We start from the raw sequence: 21,357 nt of genomic DNA, 5'->3' as shown, positions 1-21,357 counted from the left end.
GTCCTCAGCCGGCCAGCGCCCGGCGGGCGTAGGCACGGACGTCGGCGTCCCCGTCGTCCAGCGCCAGTCCGAGGGCATCCCGGGCGGCCTGCTCCGACGACGCCCACCGGGTGAGGCTGAGCACCGCGGCCTTGCGGACATCGAGGTGCGGGTCGGCCAACGCCCGGGACAGCGGCGGCACGGCCGTCGACGGGGACGGCGCCCCGGCCAGCGCCCTGGCCGCGCCCTGGCGGATCTGCCAGGCCGAGGCGGCGAGTGCGCCCTCGACGGTCGGTCCGTCGTCGGCGCCCCACCCGATCGCCCCCATGGCGGCCAGCGCGGCGGCGCGCACCAGCGGGTCGGCGTCGTCGATCAGGGCTCGCACGGTGTCGGCGCCCGCCCCGAGGGTGCCCAGCCCGTTGGCGACGGCGATGCGGACCTCGCGGTTGTCGTCGTTGGCGCCCGCCGCCACCCCGTCGACGTCGTCGACCGACACCAGCGCCCGCACCGCCTCGATGCGCACCCGGTGGTCGACGTCGGACAGCGCCTCGCGGTAGGCGTCCGCCGCATCCACCCGCCGCGAACTGAGCAGATAGAGGGCGACGGCGCGCACCACGGCGTCCGGTGAGACCCGGTGTACGGCAATCGTTTCCGGGCTGGGTAGCACCTCGACCAGTTCGCGCACGCTCTCGGCCGCGACGGCACGCACCTCGGGTGCCTCGTCGCCCAGTGCGCGGAACAGCCCGTCGGCGTAGCCGTCCGGCAGTACCTCGACCAGCGTGGCCACCGCCGTGCGCCGCACTCCCGGATCGGGGTCGTCGAGATACCCGGCGAGGTCGGCCACCGAGGGCTCCTCCAGCGCGAGCACCGCGGCGATGCGCGGCGACGGCGGTTCGGCGGCAACGGCGCGCGGCCGGATCTTCTCGTCCAGCGGGGCGCGACCCCCGACCAGCTCCGGCTGCGCCACCGTGGTCACCGGGGCGTCCGACGGCAGATGATCCAGACCCGGCACCGGCACGAAATACGCTGCCACGGGTCGCTTCAGGAACTCCATCGACCCGTCAGCGGTCTTGCGCAGATTCAGGTGGTAGCGCCAGTTCTCGTCGTCGCGGCCGGGCAGGTCGGCGCGGTCGTGATAGAGCCCCCAGCGCGATTCGGTGCGGGTCAGCGACGACCTGGCGGCCATCTCCGCGCAGTCGCGGATGAACGACACCTCCACCGCGCGCATCAACTCGTGCGGGGTGGTGGCGCCCATCCCGGCGATCTCGGTGCGCATCCGCTCGAAGGTCTGCACGGCGATCGACAGTTTGGTGGCCGATTTCGGCGGCGCCACATAGTCGTTGACGAACCGGCGCAGCTTGTATTCGACCTGGGGCTGGGGCGGACCGGCCGGATGCAGCAGCGGCCGGTAGATCAGGTCGTGCGCCTCCTGCAACTGGTCGCGCGGAAGGTCGGCCGGGACCGGCACATCCGCGAGCGTGCCCGCGGCGTGCGATCCGGCCAGATCGCCGTAGACAAAGGCGCCGATCATGTAGTTGTGCGGCACGCACGCCAGGTCGCCCGCCGCGTACAGTCCGGGCACCGTCGTGCGGGCATGCTCGTCCACCCAGACGCCGGACGCGGAATGGCCGCTGCACAGCCCGATCTCGGAGATGTGCATCTCGATGTCGTGGGTGCGGTAGTCGTGGCCGCGGTTGGCGTGGAAGGTGCCCCGGGTCGGCCGCTCCGTGGTGTGCAGGATGTTCTCCAGCGCCGACAGTGTCTCGTCCGGCAGGTGCGACACCTTGAGATAGATCGGTCCGCGGGCGGACTCGATCTCCTCCTTGACCTCCGCCATCATCTGCCCCGACCAGTAGTCGGAGTCGACGAAGCGTTCACCGAGGGCGTTCACCTGGTAGCCGCCGAACGGATTCGCGACATAGGCACACGCCGGGCCGTTGTAATCCTTGATCAGCGGGTTGACCTGGAAGCACTCGATTCCGGACAGTTCGGCGCCGGCGTGGAAGGCCATCGAGTAGCCGTCGCCTGCGTTCGTCGGGTTCTCGTAGGTGCCGTAGAGGTATCCCGACGCCGGCAGCCCCAGCCGTCCGCACGCCCCGGTCGCGAGCACCACGGCCTTGGCCGCGACCGTGACGAACTCACCGGTGCGGGTGTTGAACGCGGCCGCGCCGACGGCCCGCCCACCATCGGTGAGCACGCGCACCGGCATCAGGCGGTTCTCGATCTGGATCTTCTCGCGCATCGACCGTTGCCGCAGCACCCGGTAGAGCGCCTTCTTGACGTCCTTGCCCTCCGGCATCGGCAGCACGTAGGAGCCGGACCGGTGCACGCGGCGCACGGCGTACTCGCCGTGTTCGTCCTTCTCGAACTTCACGCCGTAGCGCTCCAGCCGCTGCACCATGGCGAAGCCGCGGGTCGCGGTCTGGTAGATGGTGCGCTGGTTGACGATTCCGTCGTTGGCGCGGGTGATCTCGGCGACGTAGTCTTCCGGCGTCGCCTTGCCGGGGATGACGGCGTTGTTGACGCCGTCCATGCCCATGGCCAGCGCACCGGAGTGCCGGACGTGCGCCTTCTCCAGCAACAGCACCCGGGCGCCGTGTTCGGCGGCCGACAGCGCGGCCATCGTTCCCGCGGTGCCGCCACCGATGACCAGCACGTCGCAGTCCAGCCGGGTGGGCTCGGGGGCGAGGGTGGGGATGTCCATCAACTGACGAGCTCCGACTGGTCGGGGGCGGTGCCCAGGTTCGAGATCGCCTCGGCGCGCAGCGCGGAGCGATCGACGGTGTGGTCACGGGGGGTGGGCACGTCGAACAGCGCGCGCAGCGGTTGCCCTGCCCGTCCGAGCACGGCAATGCGGTCGCCGATCAGCAGGGCCTCGTCGACGTCGTGGGTGACGAACACCACGGTGGTGGGATGCGCGCGCCAGGTGTCGATGAGCAACTCCTGCATGGTGGTTCGGGTCTGGGCGTCCAGGGCGCCGAACGGTTCGTCCATCATCACCGCGCGGGGTTCGCCGGCGAGACCGCGGGCCAGTTGCACCCGCTGGCGCATCCCGCCGGACAGACTCTTGGGCAGGTAGCGCTCGAAGCCGGTGAGGCCGACGTCGGCGATCCACTTCAGCGCCTCCTCGCGGCGGCCCTGCCTCGGGCGGCCGGCGAGCTTGAGCGCGAGTTCGACATTCGACTGCACGGTGCGCCACGGCAGCAGCGCGTTGTCCTGGAACACCATCGCCCGGTCCCGCGACGTCGTGGTGACGGGCCGACCGTCGGCGAGCACCTCCCCGGAGTCGGGTGTCAGCAGCCCGGCCAGCGCCCGCAGCACCGTCGACTTCCCGCATCCCGACGGGCCGGTGAGCACCAGGATCTCGCCCGGCCGCACGTCGAGGGACAGGCCGTCGATCACCGGCGCGCCGCCGTAGCTGAGCACCAGATCCCGCAGTGTGAGGTTCATTCCGCTCATCGGGCACCCCCCTCGCCGCGGGGCAGCCAGCGGGTGACGCGGCGGCCGATCAGTTCGACGGCGGCCGAGGTGGCGAAACCGAGCACACCGATGGTGATGATGCCGACGAACACCTGGGGGTAGGCCAGCACGGTGTACGCCTGCCAGGTGCGGTATCCCACGCCGAGCCGGCCGGAGATCATCTCGGCGGAGATGACGCAGATCCAGGCGACGCCGATGCCGACCGAAAGGCCACCGAACACTCCGGGCAGGATGCCGGGCAGCACGACCCGGGTGATGACGTCCCAGCGGTTGCCACCGAGGGTGCGCACCGAGTCCTCCCACAGCGTGGGCAGCGCGCGCACCGCATGCCGGGTGCTGACCATGATCGGGAAGTACGCGGCCAGGAAGGTGATGAACACGATCCCGGCTTCGTCGGTGGGGAACAGCAGGATCGCCACGGGCACGATCGCGATGGCGGGGATGGGCCGGGCGAGTTCGGTCAGCGGGCCGAACACGTTGGCGAATCTCGGCGAACGACCGAGCATGATGCCGGTGACGACGCCGGCGACCGCTGCGAGTGCGAAGCCGGTGAGGATCCGGATCAGGGACTGGCCCAGGTCGAGCCAGTAGTCCGGCGTGCCGAGGCGGGCGCCGAACGCGGCGATCACCTCGGTGACGGTCGGCAGGGTGTCGAAGCGCAGCCACAGCCGAACGTCGTTGGCGGTCAAAAGCTGCCAGAGTGCGATGGCGGCGGCCACCGAGGCGATCCGCACCGCCCACGCGGCCAACGGCCGGCGTCGCGCCGCGGGGCGGGACGGTGCCGCCGGTACGGCGACGGCGGGTTCGTCGGCGGTGAGCACCGCGGGCGGGGCGGTCACACCGCCCCCGCCAGCGCCTGCTGGTAGTCCACGACCGTGGACCCGGGGTGGCTGCCGGTGTAGCGCTGGGCGCCGGCGAGGGTGCCGAACGGCAGGTACTGCGGGCTCCGTTGGTCGCCGGAGCGCACCCAGACGGACTTGTCGGCGAACCAGCGGGTCCCGTACTCGGTGTCGGACACGTAGGCCGCACGGACGTTCTCGCCGCGGGCGGTGGCCTCACGCACGGCACGCAGCAGGCATCCCGGGTTCGCCGCAGGCTGGGTGGCATCCCGGCCGTCGAGCCAGAGTTCACCCGCCAGGCGGGGATCGGTGACCGCGGCGTTGCACACCGGGTCCTGGCCGCGGATCACCGACGGGTTGGCGGTGCTGCCGCGTGCGGCGTCGTAGTCCACGCCGCGTTCGGCGAAGGCCTTGCGGAGGGCCTCGTCGGAGACGAATCCGTCGATGTCGAGGTCGGCGAAGTCGCCGATGGACTTCAGGTAGGGCACGTCACCCTTGAAGGCCTCGATCAGCGAGGGCTTGAGGGTGGTGTCGAAGCTGGTGCCGCCCGGGCCGTTGTAGAGGTAGACGACCTCCTCGGGCAGTCCGCTGCCCTCGGCGACGAGTTTCGCCGATTCCAGCGGCTTCTCGTTGAGGAAGTCGGTGGCGTCGAGCTGAGCCTGCAGGAACGCGTCGAGCACCTCGGGGTGACTGTCGGCGTAGTCACGGCGCACGACGACACCGTGGAAGGTCGGATAGTCGCCCTCGGCGCCGTCGTAGAGCAGCTTCGCCTTGTCCTGGAAGACCAGCAGTCCCGGCCAGGCGACGAACTGTGAGAGTGCCTGCGCCTGGCCCGATTCCAGTGCCGACGCGCCGACCTGTGGCTGCTGGTTGAGCACCTCGACGCCGCTCTTGGGGTCGATACCGGCGTTGTCGAGCGCCCGGACCAGGGTGCCGTGGCCGGCCGAACCCACACTGGCCGAGACCTTCTTACCGCGCAGGTCGGTGACCGACCTGATCGGCGAATCCGGCGGCACCACGATCATGTTCAGCGAACCGGTGGGGCTGTAGCCGGTGACGGAGACGAACTCCGTGCGCGCCCGCTCGTTGGCCTGGGTCTTGGAGCCGTTGATGAGCAGCGGATAGTCGCCCATGGAGCCGATGTCGATCTTCTCGGCGACCATCTGCGCGGTGATCGGCGCGCCGGTGTCGTAGTCCTGCCATTGGACGTTGTAGTCGACGCCAGTGGACTCGCCGGCGTCGGCGAGCCGCTGTTCCAGGAAACCCTTGGCCTTCAACAGGGTTCCGGCGGTGACGGTGTTGATGGTCTTGGACTGGTAGCCGATGACCACGTTGACGGTGTCGTCGGACTGTGACTGCGAATCGATCGAGCAGGCGGCCAGCGAGCCGACGGTGGCGGCGGCGAGCGCCACGGCGATGGTGCGTTTCATGTGCGGTGTCCTGGGAGGTCGGGGCTGACGAGCCGGACTAGCGGATCAGGTAGGGCATGTTGACGGTGACGGCGCCGGTGGGACAGCGGGCCGCGCACGGGCCGCAGTACCAGCATTCGTCGACGTGCATGAACGCCTTGCCGTTCTCCGGGTTGATGGCCAGCGAGTCGAGCGGGCACACGTCGACGCACAGGGTGCAGCCCTCGATGCACAGCGATTCGTCGATCGTCACCGGGACGTCGGCGCGTTGGTTGTTCACCAGCGTCATGAGTCACTCCTGATCAGGTTGCCGCGCATGGTGATCCGGTCGCCACGCATGCGGATGTACTCCAGGTCGACGGGCCTGCCGTCGTCGAGACTGGCGAGGCGTTCGAGCATCAGCAGCGCTGCGCCGTCGGGCACCTGCAGCGTCGCCGCCGAATGAGGGTCGGCCGACACCGCTTCCAGCGCCAGCGTTGCCGCGCCGAGGCGCTGCCCACTGACCTGTTCGATGAGGGCGAACACGTCGTTGTTCTCCAACCGGTGTTCGAGCACCTGCTCACCGATGTCGGGCGCGAGGTAGGTCAGGTCGAGGGACAGCGGGAGGTCGCCCAGATAGCGCAGCCGCTCCACGAAGACCACCTGCGCACCGGGCGGCAGTTGCAGCCGGCGCGCCACCGCGGGCGGGGCGGCCAGCCGCATCGCCGCTCGTACCTCGTTGCGCACCTCGCCGTAGCCCTTGAACGTCTCCTTGAGTCCGGCCAGCGCGTCGAGTCCGTGGTCGTACTTGCGGACCGCGACGTGGGTGCCGACCCGTGGGCCGCGGTCGATGAGGCCCTCGTTCTTCAGCACAGCGAGCGCCTCGCGAACGGTGTTGCGGGAGACGAAGAATTCGGCGGCGAGGTCCTGCTCGGCGGGAAGTCCTTCGGCGTATGCGCCGGCGTGGATCTGGTGGCGCAGCACGTCGGCCACCTGCCGGGCCCGGTCCGCGCGCGCACGCCGGTCCGGCAGCGGGATGGCTTCCGCTTCGTGGCCGGCTTCGTGACCGGCTGGGGCGTGCGACACCCGAATCACGTTAGGGCGCGATCCGCACGACCTTCCCGCTGCGCGCGGCCACCCCGTGGCGCGGCCGTGCATTGCGCCGTCGCACACCACCGCCGACCTGCCGAATCAGCCGTTACTCCGGCGATTGCGCCACCCCGGGGCGGAGCCTGAGTATTGCAATCGCGGTGAGCGAAAAGCCGCGGCGCGCAGGGTCCTTCTAGCCTTCCGGGGTGCCCCGCACCGCTTCCCGCACCGCCTGGGAGGCGGCTCGGATCTGTGGTGTCACCAGCATCACCTGGCCCAGCACACCGTTGACGAAGCTCGGCGAATCGTCGGTGGACAGCTGCTTGGCGAGTTCGACGGCCTCGTCGACGGCCACCGGTGCGGGCACGTCGTCGGCGTGCAGAAGCTCCCACACCGCGACCCGCAGAATGGCCCGGTCCACCGCAGGCAGCCGCTCCAGCGTCCAGCCCTGCAGGTGCGCCGAGATCAGGTCGTCGATGTGGGCGCCGTGCTCGGTGACGCCGTGCGCCACCGTGACCGTGTAGGGGTTGAGTGCGAACACGTCGGCCTGGGTGTGCGACAGCGCCGTTCTGGCCTCGGCGACCCCGGCCGGGCTGATGCCCCTGGCCTCGGCCTCGAACAGCAGGTCGACCGCCCGCTTGCGGGCCTGATGCCGGCCCTTGTCCGGCCGGTCAGGCATCGATCCGGGCTCCGGTGCGGTCAGGCATTGACCCGGCCGAGATAGTTGCCGTCGCGGGAGTCCACTTTGAGCTTGTCGCCGGTGTTGATGAACAGCGGGACCTGGATCTCGGCGCCGGTCTCCAGCGTCGCCGGCTTGGTGCCCGCACTGGAGCGGTCGCCCTGCAGCCCCGGCTCGGTGGAGGCGACCAGGAGTTCGACGGTCACCGGCAGCTCCAGGTACAGCGGCGCCCCGTCGTGGAACGCGATCTGCACCGCCATGCCCTCGAGCAGGAAGCCCGCGGCGCGGCCCACCAGCGCCTCGGGCAGCGGGTGCTGCTCGTAGTCCTCGGAGTCCATGAACACGAAGTCCGACCCGTCGCGGTACAGGTAAGTGGCGTCGCGGCGGTCCACGGTCGCCGTCTCCACCTTCACCCCGGCGTTGTAGGTCTTGTCCACGACCTTGCCCGACAGCACGTTCTTGAGCTTGGTGCGCACGAAGGCGGGCCCCTTGCCGGGCTTGACGTGCTGGAATTCGGTGATCTGCCACAGCTGGCCGTCGATGTTGAGGACGAGCCCGTTCTTGAAGTCGGCGGTCGATGCCACGGTCGGTACTGCTCCTAGCTCTCTGTGTCAGAGGATGGCCAGTTCCTTGGGGAACCGGGTGAGTAAGTCGGGGGTGTCTGATTCCTCACTGACGACCAGCGTGTCCTCGATGCGGACGCCGCCGCGGCCGGGTAGGTAGACACCGGGTTCCACGGTGACCGCGGAGCCAGCAAGCAGTGTACCGGCGGCTGCGGAGTTGATTCCCGGCGCTTCGTGGATCTGCAGACCCACGCCGTGACCGAGGCCGTGGCCGAAGTTGTCGCCGTGGCCGGCGTCGACGATCACCTGCCGGGAGGCGGCGTCCACACCCTTGAGGGTCACCCCGGCTGCGAGCGCCTCGCGGCCGGCGCGCTGCGCGTCGGACACCAGGGTGTAGATGTCGCGCTGCCACTGCTCGGCACGGCCGAGCACGAAGGTGCGGGTCATGTCGGAGTGGTAGCCGGCCACCAGCGCACCGAAGTCGATCTTGACGAAGTCGCCGGTGGCGAGCACCGCATCGGTCGGCCGGTGATGCGGTATCGCCGAGTTGGCGCCCGTCGCCACGATGGTCTCGAACGACACGCCGTCGGCGCCGTGGTCCAGCATCAACGACTCGAGCTCCCGGCCGACCTCCTTCTCGGTACGGCCCGGCCGCAATCCGCCCCGGTCCACCAGGTCGGTCAGCGCGGCGTCGGCGGCCTCGCAGGCGAGCCGCAGCAGCGCGATCTCGCCGGCGTCCTTGACCTCACGCAGCGCTTCGACCGTCCGCGGCGCACGGACCAGTTCGATGTCCGTCGGGGCCTCGAGCAGCCCGCGGTGACCGTCGACGGTGACCACATGACTCTCGAAGCCCAGTCGGCCGACCCGCGCGGCCCCGGCCCGCGCCACCAGGCACGGCCCCACCGCCCGGTCGATCACCACCTCCACGTCGGGCGCCTGCTGCGCGGCCTGCGTGCGGTACCGCCCGTCGGTGGCCAGCACGGCGGCCGGCGTGTCGGTGAGAATCAGCAGCGCGGCGTTCGAGCCGGTGAAACCGGACAGATAACGCACGTTGACCAGGTCGGTGACCAGCATGGCAGCCAAATCGGCGGCCTCGAGCCGGGCGCGCAACCGATCTCTACGCTGGGAATGAGTCACAGCCGCTGACGGTACTCGCTACGCTGTGCCCTCATGAGCAAGTGGTTAGTGCGCGGACTGGTCTTCGCTGCCCTGATGGTGATCGTCCGATTGGTGCAGGGAGCGGCGATCAATGTGTGGGAGACCAAGGCCACCCTCATCAGCGTCGTCCTCGTCGTTCTCTTCATCATCGCCGTGTTCGTTTGGGGGCTGATCGACGGCCGGGCCGACGCACGCAGCAACCCCGATCCCGAGCGGCGTTCCGACCTCGCGATCGTGTGGCTGTTGGCCGGGCTGTTCGCCGGGGTGGTCAGCGGCTTCGTCGCGTGGTTCATCGGGATCTTCTACAAGAGCCTGTACGTCGAGGGGCTGCTGAACGAGCTCACCACGTTCGCGGCCTTCACCGCGCTGATGACGTTCCTGTTCGCCATCCTCGGCGCCACCATCGGCCGCTGGCTGGTGGACCGCAAGGCGCCCGAGCAGACCCGCCGCCGTGAGGGCACGGACGACGACCGGGCCGACACCGACGTGTTCGCCGCGGTCCGCAGCGGAGACCGGCAGGACGACGGGACCAGCGGGCAGTACGCCGATGGGCAGCAGACGGCGCCGCACCAGACGACGACGGCGGTCGACGAGCCGACCACCCCGCGCCAGCAGCAGCAGCCCTAGTCGAGCGTCGCCAGGTAGCGCAGCGCCGCGACGTAGCCCTGCACGCCGAGACCGACGATCACGCCGGTCGCCACCTCGCTCAGGTACGAGTGGTGCCGGAACTGCTCGCGCCGGTGCACGTTGGAGATGTGCACCTCGATCAGCGGGGCGCTCAGTTCGGCGCACGCGTCGCGCAGCGCGATCGAGGTGTGGGTGAACGCGCCGGCATTGAGCACCACGGCCTCCCCCGCATCGGCGGCGTCGTGCACCCAGCCCAGCAGGTCGGCCTCGCTGTCGCTCTGCCGGACCGACACCTCGAGCCCCAAGTCGGCGGCCTCCCGTTCGATCAGCGCGACCAAATCGTCATGGGTGGTGCTGCCGTAGACCGCGGGCTCGCGGCGACCCAGCCGGCCGAGGTTGGGGCCGTTGAGCACCCGTACGGTCGTCACGATCCGGCTCCGATCTCGGCGTAGGCGGCGGCCAGCAGCGCGGGGTCCGGACCTTCCAGCCGGCCCGGCTTGGCCAGCCCGTCGAGCACCACGAAGCGCAGCACCCCCGAGCGGGTCTTCTTGTCGCCGGCCATGAACTCCACCAGTTGCGGCAGCGCGTCGGCGTCGTAGTGCACCGGCAGGCCCAGCGCGGTGAGCACCCTGCGGTGCCGTGCGGCGGTGTCGTCGTCGAGGCGCCCTGCCAGCCGGCCCAGTTCGGCGGCGAACACCAGTCCCACCGAGACCGCCGCGCCGTGGCGCCACTGGTAGCGCTCGCGCCGCTCGATGGCGTGCGCCAGCGTGTGGCCGTAGTTGAGGATCTCCCGCAGCGCCGACTCCTTCTCGTCGGCGGCGACCACCTCGGCCTTGACGGTGACCGAGCGCCGGATCAGCTCGGGCAGCACGTCTTTGGTGGGATCCAGAGCCGCCTCTGGATCGGCCTCGATGAGGTCGAGGATCACCGGGTCGGCGATGAAGCCGGCCTTCACGATCTCGGCCATCCCCGCGACGATCTCGTTGCGGGGCAGGGTCGCCAGGGTGGCCAGGTCGACCAGCACCGCGGCCGGCTGGTGGAAAGCGCCGACGAGGTTCTTGCCCGCGTCGGTGTTGATGCCGGTCTTCCCGCCCACGGCGGCGTCGACCATCGCCAGCAGCGTGGTGGGCACGTGGACGATGTCGACCCCGCGCAGCCAGGTGGCCGCGGCGAAGCCGGCCACGTCGGTGGCCGCTCCCCCGCCCAGGCTGACGACGGCGTCCTTGCGGCCGATGCCAATTCTGCCCAGCACCTCCCAGATGAAGCCGACCACCGGCAGCTCCTTGCCGGCCTCGGCGTCGGGGATCTCGATGCGGTGGGCGTCGATGCCCTGCTCGGCCAGGTGGTGCCGGATGCTCTCGGCGGTCTGGGCGAGCGTGGGCTGATGCAGCACCGCGACCTTGTGCCTGCCCGCCAGTGTGCGGCCCAGCTCACCGAGCAGGCCGGTGCCGATGATCACGGGGTAGGGCCTGTCGACGAGCACGTCGACGACGACCGGGTCAGTCATTCCTTCGCTCCGGGTGCCGTGCGGCCATGACCGCGGGGGTGGGCGGGGTGTCGCTCTGCTGCTGCCCGGCGGGGCCGCGCCGCCACGGCGGTCGGCGGCGCCTGCGGGGACGTGCCACCGGCTTGCCGGCCGGGGCGGGTGCGGGCGCGGCGTCGAGCCGGGCCACGATGTGCCGCACGACCGCCCCGGGGTTGCGCCGGTTGGTGTTGATCCGCATGGTGGCCACCCGGCGGTACAGCGGCGCCCGGGCGGCCATCAACTCGCGGAACTTCTCCGCCCGGTCGGGCCCGGCCAGGAGCGGCCGCACGGTGCTCCCGCCGGTGCGGCGCACCCCCTCGGCGGCGCTGATCTCGAGATAGATGACGGTGTGGCCGGCCAGCGCCTCGCGGACCCCGGGTGTGGTGACCGCGCCGCCGCCGAGGGACAGCACGCCGTCGTGGGTCTGCAGCGCCGAGCGCACGACCTGCTCCTCGATGCGGCGGAACTCCTGCTCGCCGTCGGTGCTGAAGATGTCGGCGATGGTGCGGCCGGTGGTCTGCTCGATCGCGGTGTCGGTGTCGAGGAGGGACAGGCCGATCGCCTTGGCCAGCCGGCGTCCGATGGTCGACTTACCCGAGCCGGGCAGGCCGACGAGGACCGCCTTGGGCGCCATCAGCCCGACGCCTGCGCCGCGTGATCGGAGGGCGCACGCTCGGCGACCGCCCGCAGGTAGGAGTCGATGTTGGACCGGGTCTCGGTCAGCGAGTCGCCGCCGAACTTCTGCAGTGCGGCACGCGCGACGACGAGCGCGACCATCGTCTCGACGACCACGCCCGCGGCCGGGACGGCGCACACGTCGGAGCGCTGGTGGATGGCGACGGCCTCGTCGCCGGTGGCCATGTCGACCGTGGCGAGCGCCCGGGGCACCGTGGAGATCGGCTTCATCGCGGCCCGCACGCGCAGCGCCTGGCCGTTGGTCATGCCGCCCTCGAGCCCGCCTGCGCGGTTGGTCGAGCGCAACACACCGTCGGGGCCGGGATACATCTCGTCGTGCGCGACGCTGCCGCGGCGGCGGGCGGTCTCGAATCCGTCGCCGATCTCGACGCCCTTGATCGCCTGGATGCCCATCACCGCCGCGGCGAGTTGGCTGTCGAGGCGGTTGTCGCCGCTGGTGAACGAGCCAAGACCCACCGGCAGCCCGGACACCACCACCTCGACGACGCCACCGAGGGTGTCGCCGTCGCGCTTGGCCGCCTCGATCTCGGCGATCATCGAATCCTCGGCGTCCTTGTCGAACGCCCGGACCGGGCTGTCGTCGATCGCGGTCAGGTTGCCGGGTTGCGGCGGCGGGCCGTCGTAGGGCTTGCTCGCGCCGATGGAGATGACGTGGGACAGCACCTCGACGCCGAGGGCCTCGCGCAGGAAGCCGCGCGCGACGGTGCCCGCGGCGACCCGGGCGGCCGTCTCGCGGGCGCTGGCGCGTTCCAGCACCGGGCGGGCGTCGTCGAAGCCGTACTTGAGCATGCCGGCGTAGTCGGCGTGGCCGGGCCGCGGCCGGGTCAGCGGCGCGTTGCGGGCGATGTCGGCCAGTTCGGCGGGGTCGACGGGGTCGGCGGCCATCACCGTCTCCCACTTCGGCCACTCGGTGTTGCCGATCTCGATGGCGATCGGCCCGCCGAGGGTGAGCCCGTGCCGGACTCCGGCCAGCACCGTCACCTGGTCCTGCTCGAACTTCATCCGGGCGCCGCGGCCGTAGCCGAGGCGGCGGCGCTTCAACTGGTCGCCGATGTCCTCGGAGGTGACATGCACACCGGCGACCATGCCCTCGAGCATGGCCACCAGGGCGCGGCCGTGCGATTCACCGGCAGTGGTCCAACGCAACACGCGTCCCATCTTCCCACGTCGGGTTTCCCGGACGTAATTCGCCGATCCACGGCGCGTAGCCGAACGCGGCGGGCACCGGGATCCAGGTGCTCGCGGCTGGTCGACCCCAATCGCAAAATCACCGTCACGGCCCGGAAACACATCGGCGGCACAGTCCATGCATGGACTCGCGATCAGCGCTCACCCTGAGTATCGGCGTGCTCGGCGGTGTGGCGGTGGCGCTGACCGCCGAGGTGATCACCGTCCCGATCTGGGTGGTGTTCCTGACGTGGGCGTCGTTCTTCTTCGTCGGCGGCGGTGTCGCCGGCTGGGTGCGTTCGCTGTCGAGCAACCTCGTCGGCGTCGTGATCGCTTCGGCCAGCCTGTACGCCGGGCATCTGCTGGGCGGCAGCGTGTTCGCCGTCGCGCTGGCCGTGGGGGTCGGAAGCGCCGTGATGGTGCAGGCCTCCTGGGTGCCGCTGCTGTCGACCACTCCGGCCGTGGTGATCGGCTTCGCGGCCACCGTGTCGACGGTCGCGGGCACCGGTAACGCCGTCACCGTGACGACCATCAGCCATCCCGGTCTGGTGGCCGCGACGGCATGCGTGCTCGGCGCGTCCTTCGGGTTGCTCTCGGAATATGTGGCGACGCTGCTCACCCGCGACAGCGCGGTGGAGCCGACAACGGAAGGTAGTCCGGCACAATGAAACTGCAGCACAATCTCGGCGGTCTCGAAGGACTGCCGGAGCCGCTGAACTTCGAGAAGCGGGTGTTCGTCGAGGAGTGGGAGAAACGGATCTTCGGCATCCACGTCGCGATGATGGGATTGTCCAACCACCTGGGGTCGGCGTTGCCGCAGTATCCGATCGACGACGTGCCGACCGTGTTCAAGGACGAGTGGACGTGGGCCGACCTGCGCACCGGGGCAGAGGCGATGAACCCGTTCGACTACTTCAAGTTCCGCTACTACGAGAAATGGCTGGGCGGCATCACGCAGTTCTTCCTCGACAAGGGCTACCTCGACGAAGACGAACTGGCAGCACGCCAGGCTGATTCCGACAATGTTGCAGCGCAGGATGATTCATCGGCCGAGCCGGCCATCGACGAGCAGGTGGTGGCATACCTGCGCCAGGGCGACAGCCCGCGGCGCGACGTCGCCCACCCGAAGTTCGCCGTCGGCGAACAGGTGCGGATCACCAACGTCCCGGCCGGCGCGCACACCCGCCTACCCGGCCACCTACGCGGACGGCTCGGCACCGTCGAGCGCGTCTTCGAGGGCGACTACGGCTACTTCACCCACACCGGCGACGGCATCGGCGACCCGATGCCGATCTACGTCGTCGCCTTCACACCCGAGGAGATGTTCGGTCCGCGCGCCGAGCCGGGACTACAGACGTTCTACGCCGAATTGTTCGAGGCCTACCTGGAAGGAGCCGGATGAGCGGGCAGTTCTCATACCCCGACGACCGTGAGGAGACCAGTGCGGCGAAGGTCGCCGCACTGGAGTCGCTACTGGTCGAGAAGGGCATCATCACCCCGCAGACGGTGGACAAGGTGCTGGCCTACTTCGAGTCGGAGATGACACCGCTCAACGGCCGCAAGATCGTCGTGAAGGCCTGGACGGACCCGGATTTCGCGGCCCGCATCGTCGACGACACCCCGTCGGCCATCGAGGAACTCGACCTGCCCGACGGGATGGCAGGCGCCGAGGGCGAGCATCTGCAGGCGGTGGCCAACTCCCCCGGTGTGCACAATCTGGTGATCTGCACGCTCTGCTCGTGCTTCCCGTGGCCGGTGCTCGGCCTGCCGCCCTACTGGTACAAGGATCCGGTGTTCCGCTCCCGGGCCGCACGCGAGCCGCGCAAGGTGCTCAGCGAGGTCGGCGTCGACCTGCCCGCGGACACCGAGATCAAGGTGTGGGACAGCAGCGGCCATTCGCGCTGGTTCGTGATACCTGAACGACCATCGGGGACCGACGATTTCACTGATGAGATGCTGATGGACCTTGTCACGACGGAGTCGATGATGGGTGTGGGCCTCGCGGGACCGGTGTCATGAGACTCCACGACACCTGCACCACGGACGCCGCCGCCCCGCAGTTCGACCACGAGTGGCAGCGCCGTGCCTTCGGCCTGGCACTCGCGCTGTCGGAGTTCGGCCACTACGACTGGAGCGACTTCCAGCAGAACCTGATCGAGACCATCGGCCGCTGGGAGAATGCCCCCGACGGCCAACGCGGCGAGTGGCAGTACTACGACCACTGGGTGAGCGCGCTGCAGAAGGTGGTCGACGAGCACAGCGTCCTCGACGCACCCCCGCGCGGCGAGGACCACTAGCATTCCGGCGTGGTATCGCGCGCTCACCGCTCGAGATCACGCCGAGATCACAGGACGGCGAGCGCTACGGCCGCGGCCGACGCCGCGCACATCGCCGGACCGTGCGGCACCGTCGACCCTCGCCGCCGCAGCAGCGCGACCACCGCCCACCCGGCGCTCAGCAGCGGGGCCGCCACGGCGGCCAGCATCCAGACGTCGGGGCCGAAGGCGCCGGTGAGTCCGCCGACGCCGAGCGCCAGCTTCACATCACCGGCGCCCATCGCGGCCGGTGAGATCAGGTGCACCGCGGCGTAGCCGGCGAACAGCGCGGCGGCGCCCAGCACGGCGGGCCCCCCGCGACCGGCGAAGGCGGCGGCAGAGAGCACCAGCACGGCGCCGGGCAGCGTCAGCGCGTTGGGCAGCCGGCGCTCCCGGATGTCGCAGACCGACAAGGCCACCAGCCAGCAAGCCGCCACCGCCAGCACTCCCGCCCCCATCCGTCGAGGCTAAGGTCAGCGCAGCGCGGCCCTCATCACCTCTTTGGGCGCAGGCATCCCGGTGAACAACTCGACCTGCGCGAACGCCTGGTTCAGCAGCATCTCCAGCCCGCTGACCACCCGACCGCCTGCGGCCGCGACCGCCGATGCCAGCGGCGTCGGCCACGGGTCGTAGATGGCGTCCAGCAGCACCGGCGTGCCCGCGAGATCCACTGCGTACGGGCGGGCGGCCTCGGCCGGGATCGTGCTCACCAGCACGTCGGCGGGCGCGGCGGCCACCCGCTCGCCGATCAGCTCGCACCACTGCGCTGCCACGCCGCACCGGATGGCCAGTCGCACCAGCGGCGCGGCCCTGTCCTCGTTGCGCGCGGCCACGGTAATGCGCCGGACCCCGAGGCCGGCCAGTGCCACCACCGCGGCCGGGGCGGTGCCGCCGGATCCCAGCACCATCGCGTGGCCCGAGGCGCTGCCGAGCGCGCCGACGATCCCGTCCACATCGGTGTTGTCGGCCCGCCAGCCGCGGCCGCTGCGCACCAGGGTGTTGGCGGAGCCGACCAGGTCGGCGCGCTCGGTGCGCTCGCCGGCGAACCGCAGCGCCGCGAACTTGTTCGGCATGGTCACCGAGAGGCCCACCCACTCGGGGCCGAGGCCACCCACCAGAGCGGGCAGCTGATCGGCGGTGCACTCGACCCTGTCGTAGGTCCAGCTGTCCAGCCCGAGCGCCCGGTAGGCGGCCAGGTGCACCTGCGGCGACCGAGAGTGCGCGATCGGCGAGCCCAGTACCGCGGCCCGGCGCACCTCGTCGGAGCTACCGTGCCGAGTCGAGCACACCGTTGCGCTGCGCCAGTTCGATGTTGGCCAGGTGCTGGTTGTAGTCGCGGGTGAACAGGGTGGTGCCCTGCATGTCGATCGTCACGAAGTACAGCCAGTCACCGGGGGCGGGCTGCTCGGCGGCCACCAGCGCCGGCCTGCTCGGCGAACAGATCGGCGTGGCGGGCAGCCCCGGCCGCACGTAGGTGTTCCACGGGTTGCCCTGGGCCCGGTCGCCGTCGGTGGTGGCCACCTCGATCCGGTCCAGCGGGTAGTTGACCGTCGAGTCGAACTCCAGCGTCCGGTTCTCGGCCAGCCGGTTGTAGATGACGCGGGCCACCTTCGCGAAGTCCTCCGGCTTGGACTCGCGCTGCACCAGCGAGGCCACCGTCAGCACCTGGTAGGGCGACAGATTCATCGCCGTCGCCGTCTCCTGGATGCCGGCCTGCGCGTACTGCGTGGCGCTCGCACCGATCAGGGTCGACAGGATCTCGGTCGGTGTGGCCGACGGGTCGATGTTCCACGCCCCGGCCATGATCAGGCCCTCGATCCGGCGGTGGTCGGCACCCATCGCCGTCACCGGCTGCGCGGCCCACTCGGGCACGGCCAGCGCGGACAGCGGCGCCGAACCGGCGATCTGGCGCAGTTCGTCGGCGGCCACGCAGCGCTCGGCGCCGTCGAGGTCGACACAGGTGGCGCGGGAGATGAGGGTGAGGATGCCCTCGGTGACGGCGTTGGTCTTGACGTCGCGCACGTCGTCGAGCTGGCGGCCCTCCGGGATGACCAGCTTGCCGACCCGGCTGCCAGGATCGGCGAGGCGTTCGACGGCGCTGGCGCCCGAGATCTCGGTGCGCATCTTGTAGAAGCCGGGCTGGATCGCCGAGATGGCCGAATTGCCTGCCGCGGCGTTGACGAACGACTGCGCGGTCGCGACCACCTTGTTCTCGGCAAGCGTCTCGCCGATGGCCGTCGTCGAATCGCCGTCCTGGACCTGGATCACGATGTCGGCGACGCCGCCACCCGCGAAGTCCTCCCCGCCGCCGCCGAAGATGCCGTGCCACAACTTGGAGCCGAGGAACACCGCGCCGACGATCACGACGACCAGCAGCGCCAGGGTCAGACCCCTCGTGAAGCGCCGCTTGCGCCGGATGCGGTCCGCGCGCATCCGGTCGGACCGGCTCATCCGGCGCCGCGGCGGTCCCACCGCCACCGGCTCCGCCCTGCCCCGGCCGTTCCAGTTCTCAGTCATCCACGCCCTCTCCGGGCGCCGCCAGGGCCGCGCGCCGCTGATCCAGCCAGCTCTGCAGAATTCCCACGGCGGCGGCCTGGTCGATGATGGCCCGCTGCCCCTTCGCCCGTACCCCGGCCTCACGCAGCGAGCGCTGCGCCGACACGGTGGTGAGCCGTTCGTCGGCCAGCCGCACCGGCACCGGCGCCACCCGCCGCGCCAATTCTTCGGCGAGTGCGATGGCGTCCTGCGCGGCAGGACCCGTCCGGTCGGCGAGCGTACGCGGTAGGCCCACCACCACCTCGACCGCCGCCACCTCGCCGACCAGTTCGGTGAGCCGTCGCAGGTGGCGGTCCTTGCGCCGCCGGTCACGGGTCACCGTCTCGACGGGGGTGGCCAGGATCGCGTCGGGGTCACTGACGGCCACGCCGATCCGGACACTCCCGACGTCGATGCCGATGCGGCGCCCGCGGCCCGGATCGGGGTCCTGGCCTGCTGCTCCGGGCCGGTCCGGGAGCCGGTGGTCGGTCTCGGCCACCAGGTCAGCTCCGGCCTATCTCGGCGCGCAACGCGGCCATCGCCGCGTCGATCCCCGCCGCCCCCTTACCGGAACCCTGCGCCAGATCGGCCTTGCCGCCCCCGCGGCCGTTGACCGCCGCACCGAATGTCTTGACCAGGTCGTCGGCACGCAGGCCGAGATCCTGTGCGGCCGGGTTGACGGCCACCACGAACGGCACGGTGTCGTTGTCGCCCTCGGCGACCAGTGCGACGACGGCCGGTTCGGCGCCCAGCTTGCCGCGGATGTCGCCGACGAGGCTGCGCAGATCCGCCGCCGACATCCCGCCGGCCATCCGCTGCGCCACGACACGCACCTTACCGACAAGATCAGCGCCGGCGGCAGCGTTGGCCGCCGCGGCGCGCGCGTTGGCCAGCCGCATGCGGTCGAGTTCCTTCTCCGCCGCCCGCAGCCGCTCCACCAGCGTGGCGACCCTGGCGGGCACCTCCTCGGAGGGCACCTTCAGCGACGAGGCGAGGCCGGCCATCAGCGCCCGCTCCTTGGCGAGGTGACGGAACGAGTCGAGGCCGACGTACGCCTCGACGCGGCGCACCCCGGACCCGACGGACGATTCGCCGAGGATGGTGACCGGACCGATCTGCGCCGAATTCCGCACGTGGGTGCCGCCGCACAGCTCGATGGAGAACGGTCCGCCGATCTCGACGACGCGTACCTCCTCGGGGTAGTTCTCCCCGAACAGCGCCATCGCACCCATCGCCTTGGCTCGCTCGAGTTCGGTGGTGAAGCTGTGCACCTCGAAGTCAGCTTCGACCGCCTCGTTGGTGACCTCTTCGATCTCGCTGCGTTGGTCGTCGGTGAGCGCGCCCTGCCAGTTGAAGTCGAATCGCAGGTAGCCCGGCCGGTTGAGGGAGCCGGCCTGCACCGCGTTGGGGCCGAGCACCTGGCGCAGCGCGGCGTGCACCATGTGCGTGCCCGAATGGCCCTGGGTGGCGCCGTGCCGCCAGCGCGGGTCGACGGCGGCGACGACGGTGTCCCCCTCGACGAACTCGCCGGATTCGACGTTCACCCGGTGCGTCCACAACGTCTTGGCGATCTTCTGCACATCGGTGACCGCCGCCTTCGACGTCGCAGACGCGCCCGTCCCCGTCACGGATCCCTCGTCGGCGATCTGCCCACCCGACTCGGCATAGAACGGGCTGCGGTCGAGCACCAGCTCGACGCGCCCCGGCGCGGCGTCGCCCCCGCCGTCGTGGGTGACCACCGGGACCCGGCGGCCGTCGACAAAGATCCCGAGAATCCTTGCCTCGGTGGACAGCTCGTCGAAGCCGGTGAACTCGGTCGGCCCGGCGTCGACCAGCTCCCGGTACGCCGACAGGTCGCTGTGCGCCTGCTTGCGCGCCGCGGCGTCGGCCTTGGCGCGCCGGCGCTGCTCGGCCATCAGTCCGCGGAAGCCCTCCTCGTCGACGCTCAGGCCGGCCTCGGCGGCCATCTCGAGGGTCAGCTCGAGGGGGAACCCATAGGTGTCGTGCAGGGCGAACGCGTCGGTGCCCGACAGCACGGTGGCACCGGACGCCCTGGTGCTGCGGGCGGCCTCGTCGAACAGCCGCGAACCCGAGGCCAGCGTCCGGTTGAACGCGGTCTCCTCGGCGACGGCGATGCGCTGGATGCGGTCGAAGTCGGCCGCCAGTTCCGGGTAGGACGGGCCCATCGCGTCGCGCACCGTGGCCATCAGGTCGGCCATCACCGGCTGTTCGACGCCCAGCAGCTTCGCCGAGCGGATGATGCGGCGCAACAACCGCCGCAGAACGTAGCCGCGGCCCTCGTTGCCGGGGCTGATGCCGTCGCCGATGATGATGGCCGCGGTGCGGCTGTGGTCGGCGATGATGCGGTACCGCACGTCGTCCTCGTGGCTGCCCGCCCCGTAGCCCCGCGGCGCGATGCCCGCGACGAGTTCGATCACCGGGCGCAGCAGGTCGGTCTCGTAGACGTTGTCGACGTCCTGCAGCAGGCACGCCACCCGCTCCACGCCCATGCCGGTGTCGATGTTCTTGCGCGGCAGCGGGCCGAGGATCTCGAAGTCGTCTTTCGACGTGCCCTCGCCGCGCTCGTTCTGCATGAACACGAGGTTCCAGATCTCGATGTAGCGGTCCTCGTTGGCCTCGGGGCCGCCCTCGACGCCGTACTGCGGTCCACGGTCGTAGTAGATCTCCGAAGACGGCCCGCAGGGCCCGGGGATGCCCATCGACCAGTAGTTGTCCGCCATGCCGCGGCGCTGGATGCGCTCGATCGGCAGGCCTGCGACCTCCTGCCACAGCGCGATGGCCTCGTCGTCGTCCAGATAGACCGTGGCCCAGAGTCTTTCAGGGTCGAGGCCGTAACCACCTCGATCCTGCGGGTTGGTCAGCAGCGTCCAGGCGAATTCAATGGCGCCCTTCTTGAAGTAGTCGCCGAACGAGAAGTTGCCGGCCATCTGGAAGAAGGTGTTGTGCCGGGTGGTGATGCCGACCTCGTCGATGTCGGGTGTGCGGATGCACTTCTGGATGCTCACCGCGCGGTCCCACGGCGCGGACCGCGCGCCGAGGAAGAACGGCACGAACTGCACCATGCCGGCGTTGACGAACAACAGGTTGGGGTCATCGAGGATCACCGAGGCACTGGGCACCTCGGTGTGACCTGCCTTCACGAAATGATCGAGGAAGCGCTTCCTGATCTCGTGTGTCTGCACGTTCCTGCTGTCCTTGCTGGTAGTCGTGGGCGCGAACAAATCGACCGCACCACAGTACCGGTCGACGGTGCCGGCCCACTTGCCCGCCGAACCGCGCGACGACGCAGGTTGCCG

Annotated in this window: 23 protein-coding genes; 5 read left to right on the top strand and 18 right to left on the bottom strand. The window is 70.5% G+C overall.

All coding sequences use genetic code 11. The features are described 5' to 3' along the window. Nucleotides 1–4 precede the first annotated feature (4 nt). From AB0K11_RS18445 to AB0K11_RS18405, 9 genes are all read right to left on the bottom strand, one after another. Nucleotides 5–2,683 (bottom strand): fumarate reductase/succinate dehydrogenase flavoprotein subunit, encoded by a 2,679-nt coding sequence (locus tag AB0K11_RS18445; RefSeq protein WP_364979657.1) that lies wholly within the window; start codon nt 2,681–2,683, stop codon nt 5–7. Beyond that, nucleotides 2,683–3,438, bottom strand: a complete 756-nt coding sequence (locus AB0K11_RS18440) for an ABC transporter ATP-binding protein (RefSeq protein ID WP_364979654.1) — start codon at nt 3,436–3,438, stop codon at nt 2,683–2,685. Before AB0K11_RS18440 ends, AB0K11_RS18445 begins: the two co-directional genes overlap by 1 nt. Further along, complete coding sequence (locus AB0K11_RS18435; RefSeq protein ID WP_364980468.1) at nt 3,435–4,208, bottom strand: ABC transporter permease; 774 nt, start codon at nt 4,206–4,208, stop codon at nt 3,435–3,437. The genes AB0K11_RS18440 and AB0K11_RS18435 overlap by 4 nt, the downstream gene beginning before the upstream one ends. A gap of 86 nt (nt 4,209–4,294) precedes the next feature. Beyond that, nucleotides 4,295–5,728, bottom strand: a complete 1,434-nt coding sequence (locus tag AB0K11_RS18430) for an ABC transporter substrate-binding protein (RefSeq protein ID WP_364979651.1) — start codon at nt 5,726–5,728, stop codon at nt 4,295–4,297. Between the two features lie 37 nt (nt 5,729–5,765). Beyond that, nucleotides 5,766–5,996 (bottom strand): ferredoxin family protein, encoded by a 231-nt coding sequence (locus AB0K11_RS18425; RefSeq protein WP_264015696.1) that lies wholly within the window; start codon nt 5,994–5,996, stop codon nt 5,766–5,768. Continuing rightward, on the bottom strand, nt 5,993–6,718 hold the full coding sequence (locus AB0K11_RS18420) for a GntR family transcriptional regulator (RefSeq protein WP_364980465.1): 726 nt from the start codon (nt 6,716–6,718) through the stop codon (nt 5,993–5,995). Before AB0K11_RS18420 ends, AB0K11_RS18425 begins: the two co-directional genes overlap by 4 nt. A 250-nt stretch (nt 6,719–6,968) precedes the next feature. Next, the gene (gene nusB, locus AB0K11_RS18415) at nt 6,969–7,454 is read right to left on the bottom strand and encodes a transcription antitermination factor NusB (RefSeq protein WP_364979648.1); all 486 of its coding nucleotides are present in this window, start codon (nt 7,452–7,454) and stop codon (nt 6,969–6,971) included. Nucleotides 7,455–7,474: 20 nt separating this feature from the next. Beyond that, nucleotides 7,475–8,038 carry an elongation factor P gene (gene efp, locus AB0K11_RS18410; RefSeq protein ID WP_364979646.1) on the bottom strand — a complete coding sequence of 188 codons (564 nt, stop codon included), beginning with the start codon at nt 8,036–8,038 and terminating at the stop codon, nt 7,475–7,477. 27 nt (nt 8,039–8,065) lie between these two features. Beyond that, nucleotides 8,066–9,154, bottom strand: coding sequence for a Xaa-Pro peptidase family protein (locus AB0K11_RS18405; RefSeq protein WP_364979643.1), 1,089 nt, complete (start codon nt 9,152–9,154; stop codon nt 8,066–8,068). 33 nt (nt 9,155–9,187) lie between these two features. Between AB0K11_RS18405 and AB0K11_RS18400 the strand changes: the two genes are divergently transcribed. Next, the gene (locus AB0K11_RS18400) at nt 9,188–9,802 is read left to right on the top strand and encodes a B-4DMT family transporter (RefSeq protein WP_364979640.1); all 615 of its coding nucleotides are present in this window, start codon (nt 9,188–9,190) and stop codon (nt 9,800–9,802) included. Here AB0K11_RS18400 and aroQ read toward each other — a convergent pair. From aroQ to aroC, 4 genes are read right to left on the bottom strand one after another with little or no spacing between them, the layout of a single operon-like run. Beyond that, nucleotides 9,799–10,233 (bottom strand): type II 3-dehydroquinate dehydratase, encoded by a 435-nt coding sequence (gene aroQ / locus AB0K11_RS18395; RefSeq protein ID WP_364980462.1) that lies wholly within the window; start codon nt 10,231–10,233, stop codon nt 9,799–9,801. The two genes, AB0K11_RS18400 and aroQ, sit on opposite strands and share 4 nt — an antisense overlap. Next, on the bottom strand, nt 10,227–11,309 hold the full coding sequence (gene aroB, locus AB0K11_RS18390) for a 3-dehydroquinate synthase (protein WP_364979637.1): 1,083 nt from the start codon (nt 11,307–11,309) through the stop codon (nt 10,227–10,229). Before aroB ends, aroQ begins: the two co-directional genes overlap by 7 nt. Then, nucleotides 11,302–11,961, bottom strand: coding sequence for a shikimate kinase (locus tag AB0K11_RS18385; protein ID WP_364979634.1), 660 nt, complete (start codon nt 11,959–11,961; stop codon nt 11,302–11,304). The genes aroB and AB0K11_RS18385 overlap by 8 nt, the downstream gene beginning before the upstream one ends. Then, the gene (aroC, locus tag AB0K11_RS18380; RefSeq protein WP_364979631.1) at nt 11,961–13,172 is read right to left on the bottom strand and encodes a chorismate synthase; all 1,212 of its coding nucleotides are present in this window, start codon (nt 13,170–13,172) and stop codon (nt 11,961–11,963) included. Before aroC ends, AB0K11_RS18385 begins: the two co-directional genes overlap by 1 nt. A gap of 161 nt (nt 13,173–13,333) precedes the next feature. Between aroC and AB0K11_RS18375 the strand changes: the two genes are divergently transcribed. From AB0K11_RS18375 to AB0K11_RS18360, 4 genes are read left to right on the top strand one after another with little or no spacing between them, the layout of a single operon-like run. Continuing rightward, a complete protein-coding gene (locus AB0K11_RS18375) occupies nt 13,334–13,858 on the top strand; it encodes a DUF1097 domain-containing protein (protein WP_364979628.1) in 525 nt (174 codons plus the stop codon). Next, nucleotides 13,855–14,592, top strand: a complete 738-nt coding sequence (gene nthB / locus AB0K11_RS18370; protein WP_364979625.1) for a nitrile hydratase subunit beta — start codon at nt 13,855–13,857, stop codon at nt 14,590–14,592. The genes AB0K11_RS18375 and nthB overlap by 4 nt, the downstream gene beginning before the upstream one ends. Further along, nucleotides 14,589–15,209, top strand: coding sequence for a nitrile hydratase subunit alpha (nthA, locus tag AB0K11_RS18365; protein ID WP_364979622.1), 621 nt, complete (start codon nt 14,589–14,591; stop codon nt 15,207–15,209). Before nthB ends, nthA begins: the two co-directional genes overlap by 4 nt. Beyond that, nucleotides 15,206–15,487 (top strand): nitrile hydratase accessory protein, encoded by a 282-nt coding sequence (locus AB0K11_RS18360; protein WP_364979619.1) that lies wholly within the window; start codon nt 15,206–15,208, stop codon nt 15,485–15,487. Before nthA ends, AB0K11_RS18360 begins: the two co-directional genes overlap by 4 nt. Before the next feature lie 47 nt (nt 15,488–15,534). Here AB0K11_RS18360 and AB0K11_RS18355 read toward each other — a convergent pair whose 3' ends face one another. From AB0K11_RS18355 to alaS, 5 genes are read right to left on the bottom strand one after another with little or no spacing between them, the layout of a single operon-like run. Continuing rightward, on the bottom strand, nt 15,535–15,963 hold the full coding sequence (locus AB0K11_RS18355; RefSeq protein WP_364979616.1) for an A24 family peptidase: 429 nt from the start codon (nt 15,961–15,963) through the stop codon (nt 15,535–15,537). A gap of 15 nt (nt 15,964–15,978) precedes the next feature. Then, complete coding sequence (locus AB0K11_RS18350; protein ID WP_364979612.1) at nt 15,979–16,794, bottom strand: shikimate dehydrogenase; 816 nt, start codon at nt 16,792–16,794, stop codon at nt 15,979–15,981. Further along, complete coding sequence (locus AB0K11_RS18345) at nt 16,772–18,022, bottom strand: endolytic transglycosylase MltG (protein ID WP_364979609.1); 1,251 nt, start codon at nt 18,020–18,022, stop codon at nt 16,772–16,774. Before AB0K11_RS18345 ends, AB0K11_RS18350 begins: the two co-directional genes overlap by 23 nt. Further along, a complete protein-coding gene (ruvX, locus tag AB0K11_RS18340; protein ID WP_364979606.1) occupies nt 18,015–18,539 on the bottom strand; it encodes a Holliday junction resolvase RuvX in 525 nt (174 codons plus the stop codon). Before ruvX ends, AB0K11_RS18345 begins: the two co-directional genes overlap by 8 nt. Nucleotides 18,540–18,543: 4 nt before the next feature. Beyond that, nucleotides 18,544–21,243, bottom strand: a complete 2,700-nt coding sequence (gene alaS / locus AB0K11_RS18335; protein WP_364979603.1) for an alanine--tRNA ligase — start codon at nt 21,241–21,243, stop codon at nt 18,544–18,546. Nucleotides 21,244–21,357 lie beyond the last annotated feature (114 nt).

The sequence above is a fragment of the Mycobacterium sp. NPDC050551 genome (assembly GCF_040674075.1).
Taxonomy (GTDB): domain Bacteria; phylum Actinomycetota; class Actinomycetes; order Mycobacteriales; family Mycobacteriaceae; genus Mycobacterium.
This window is presented reverse-complemented; position numbering and strand designations above follow the sequence as displayed.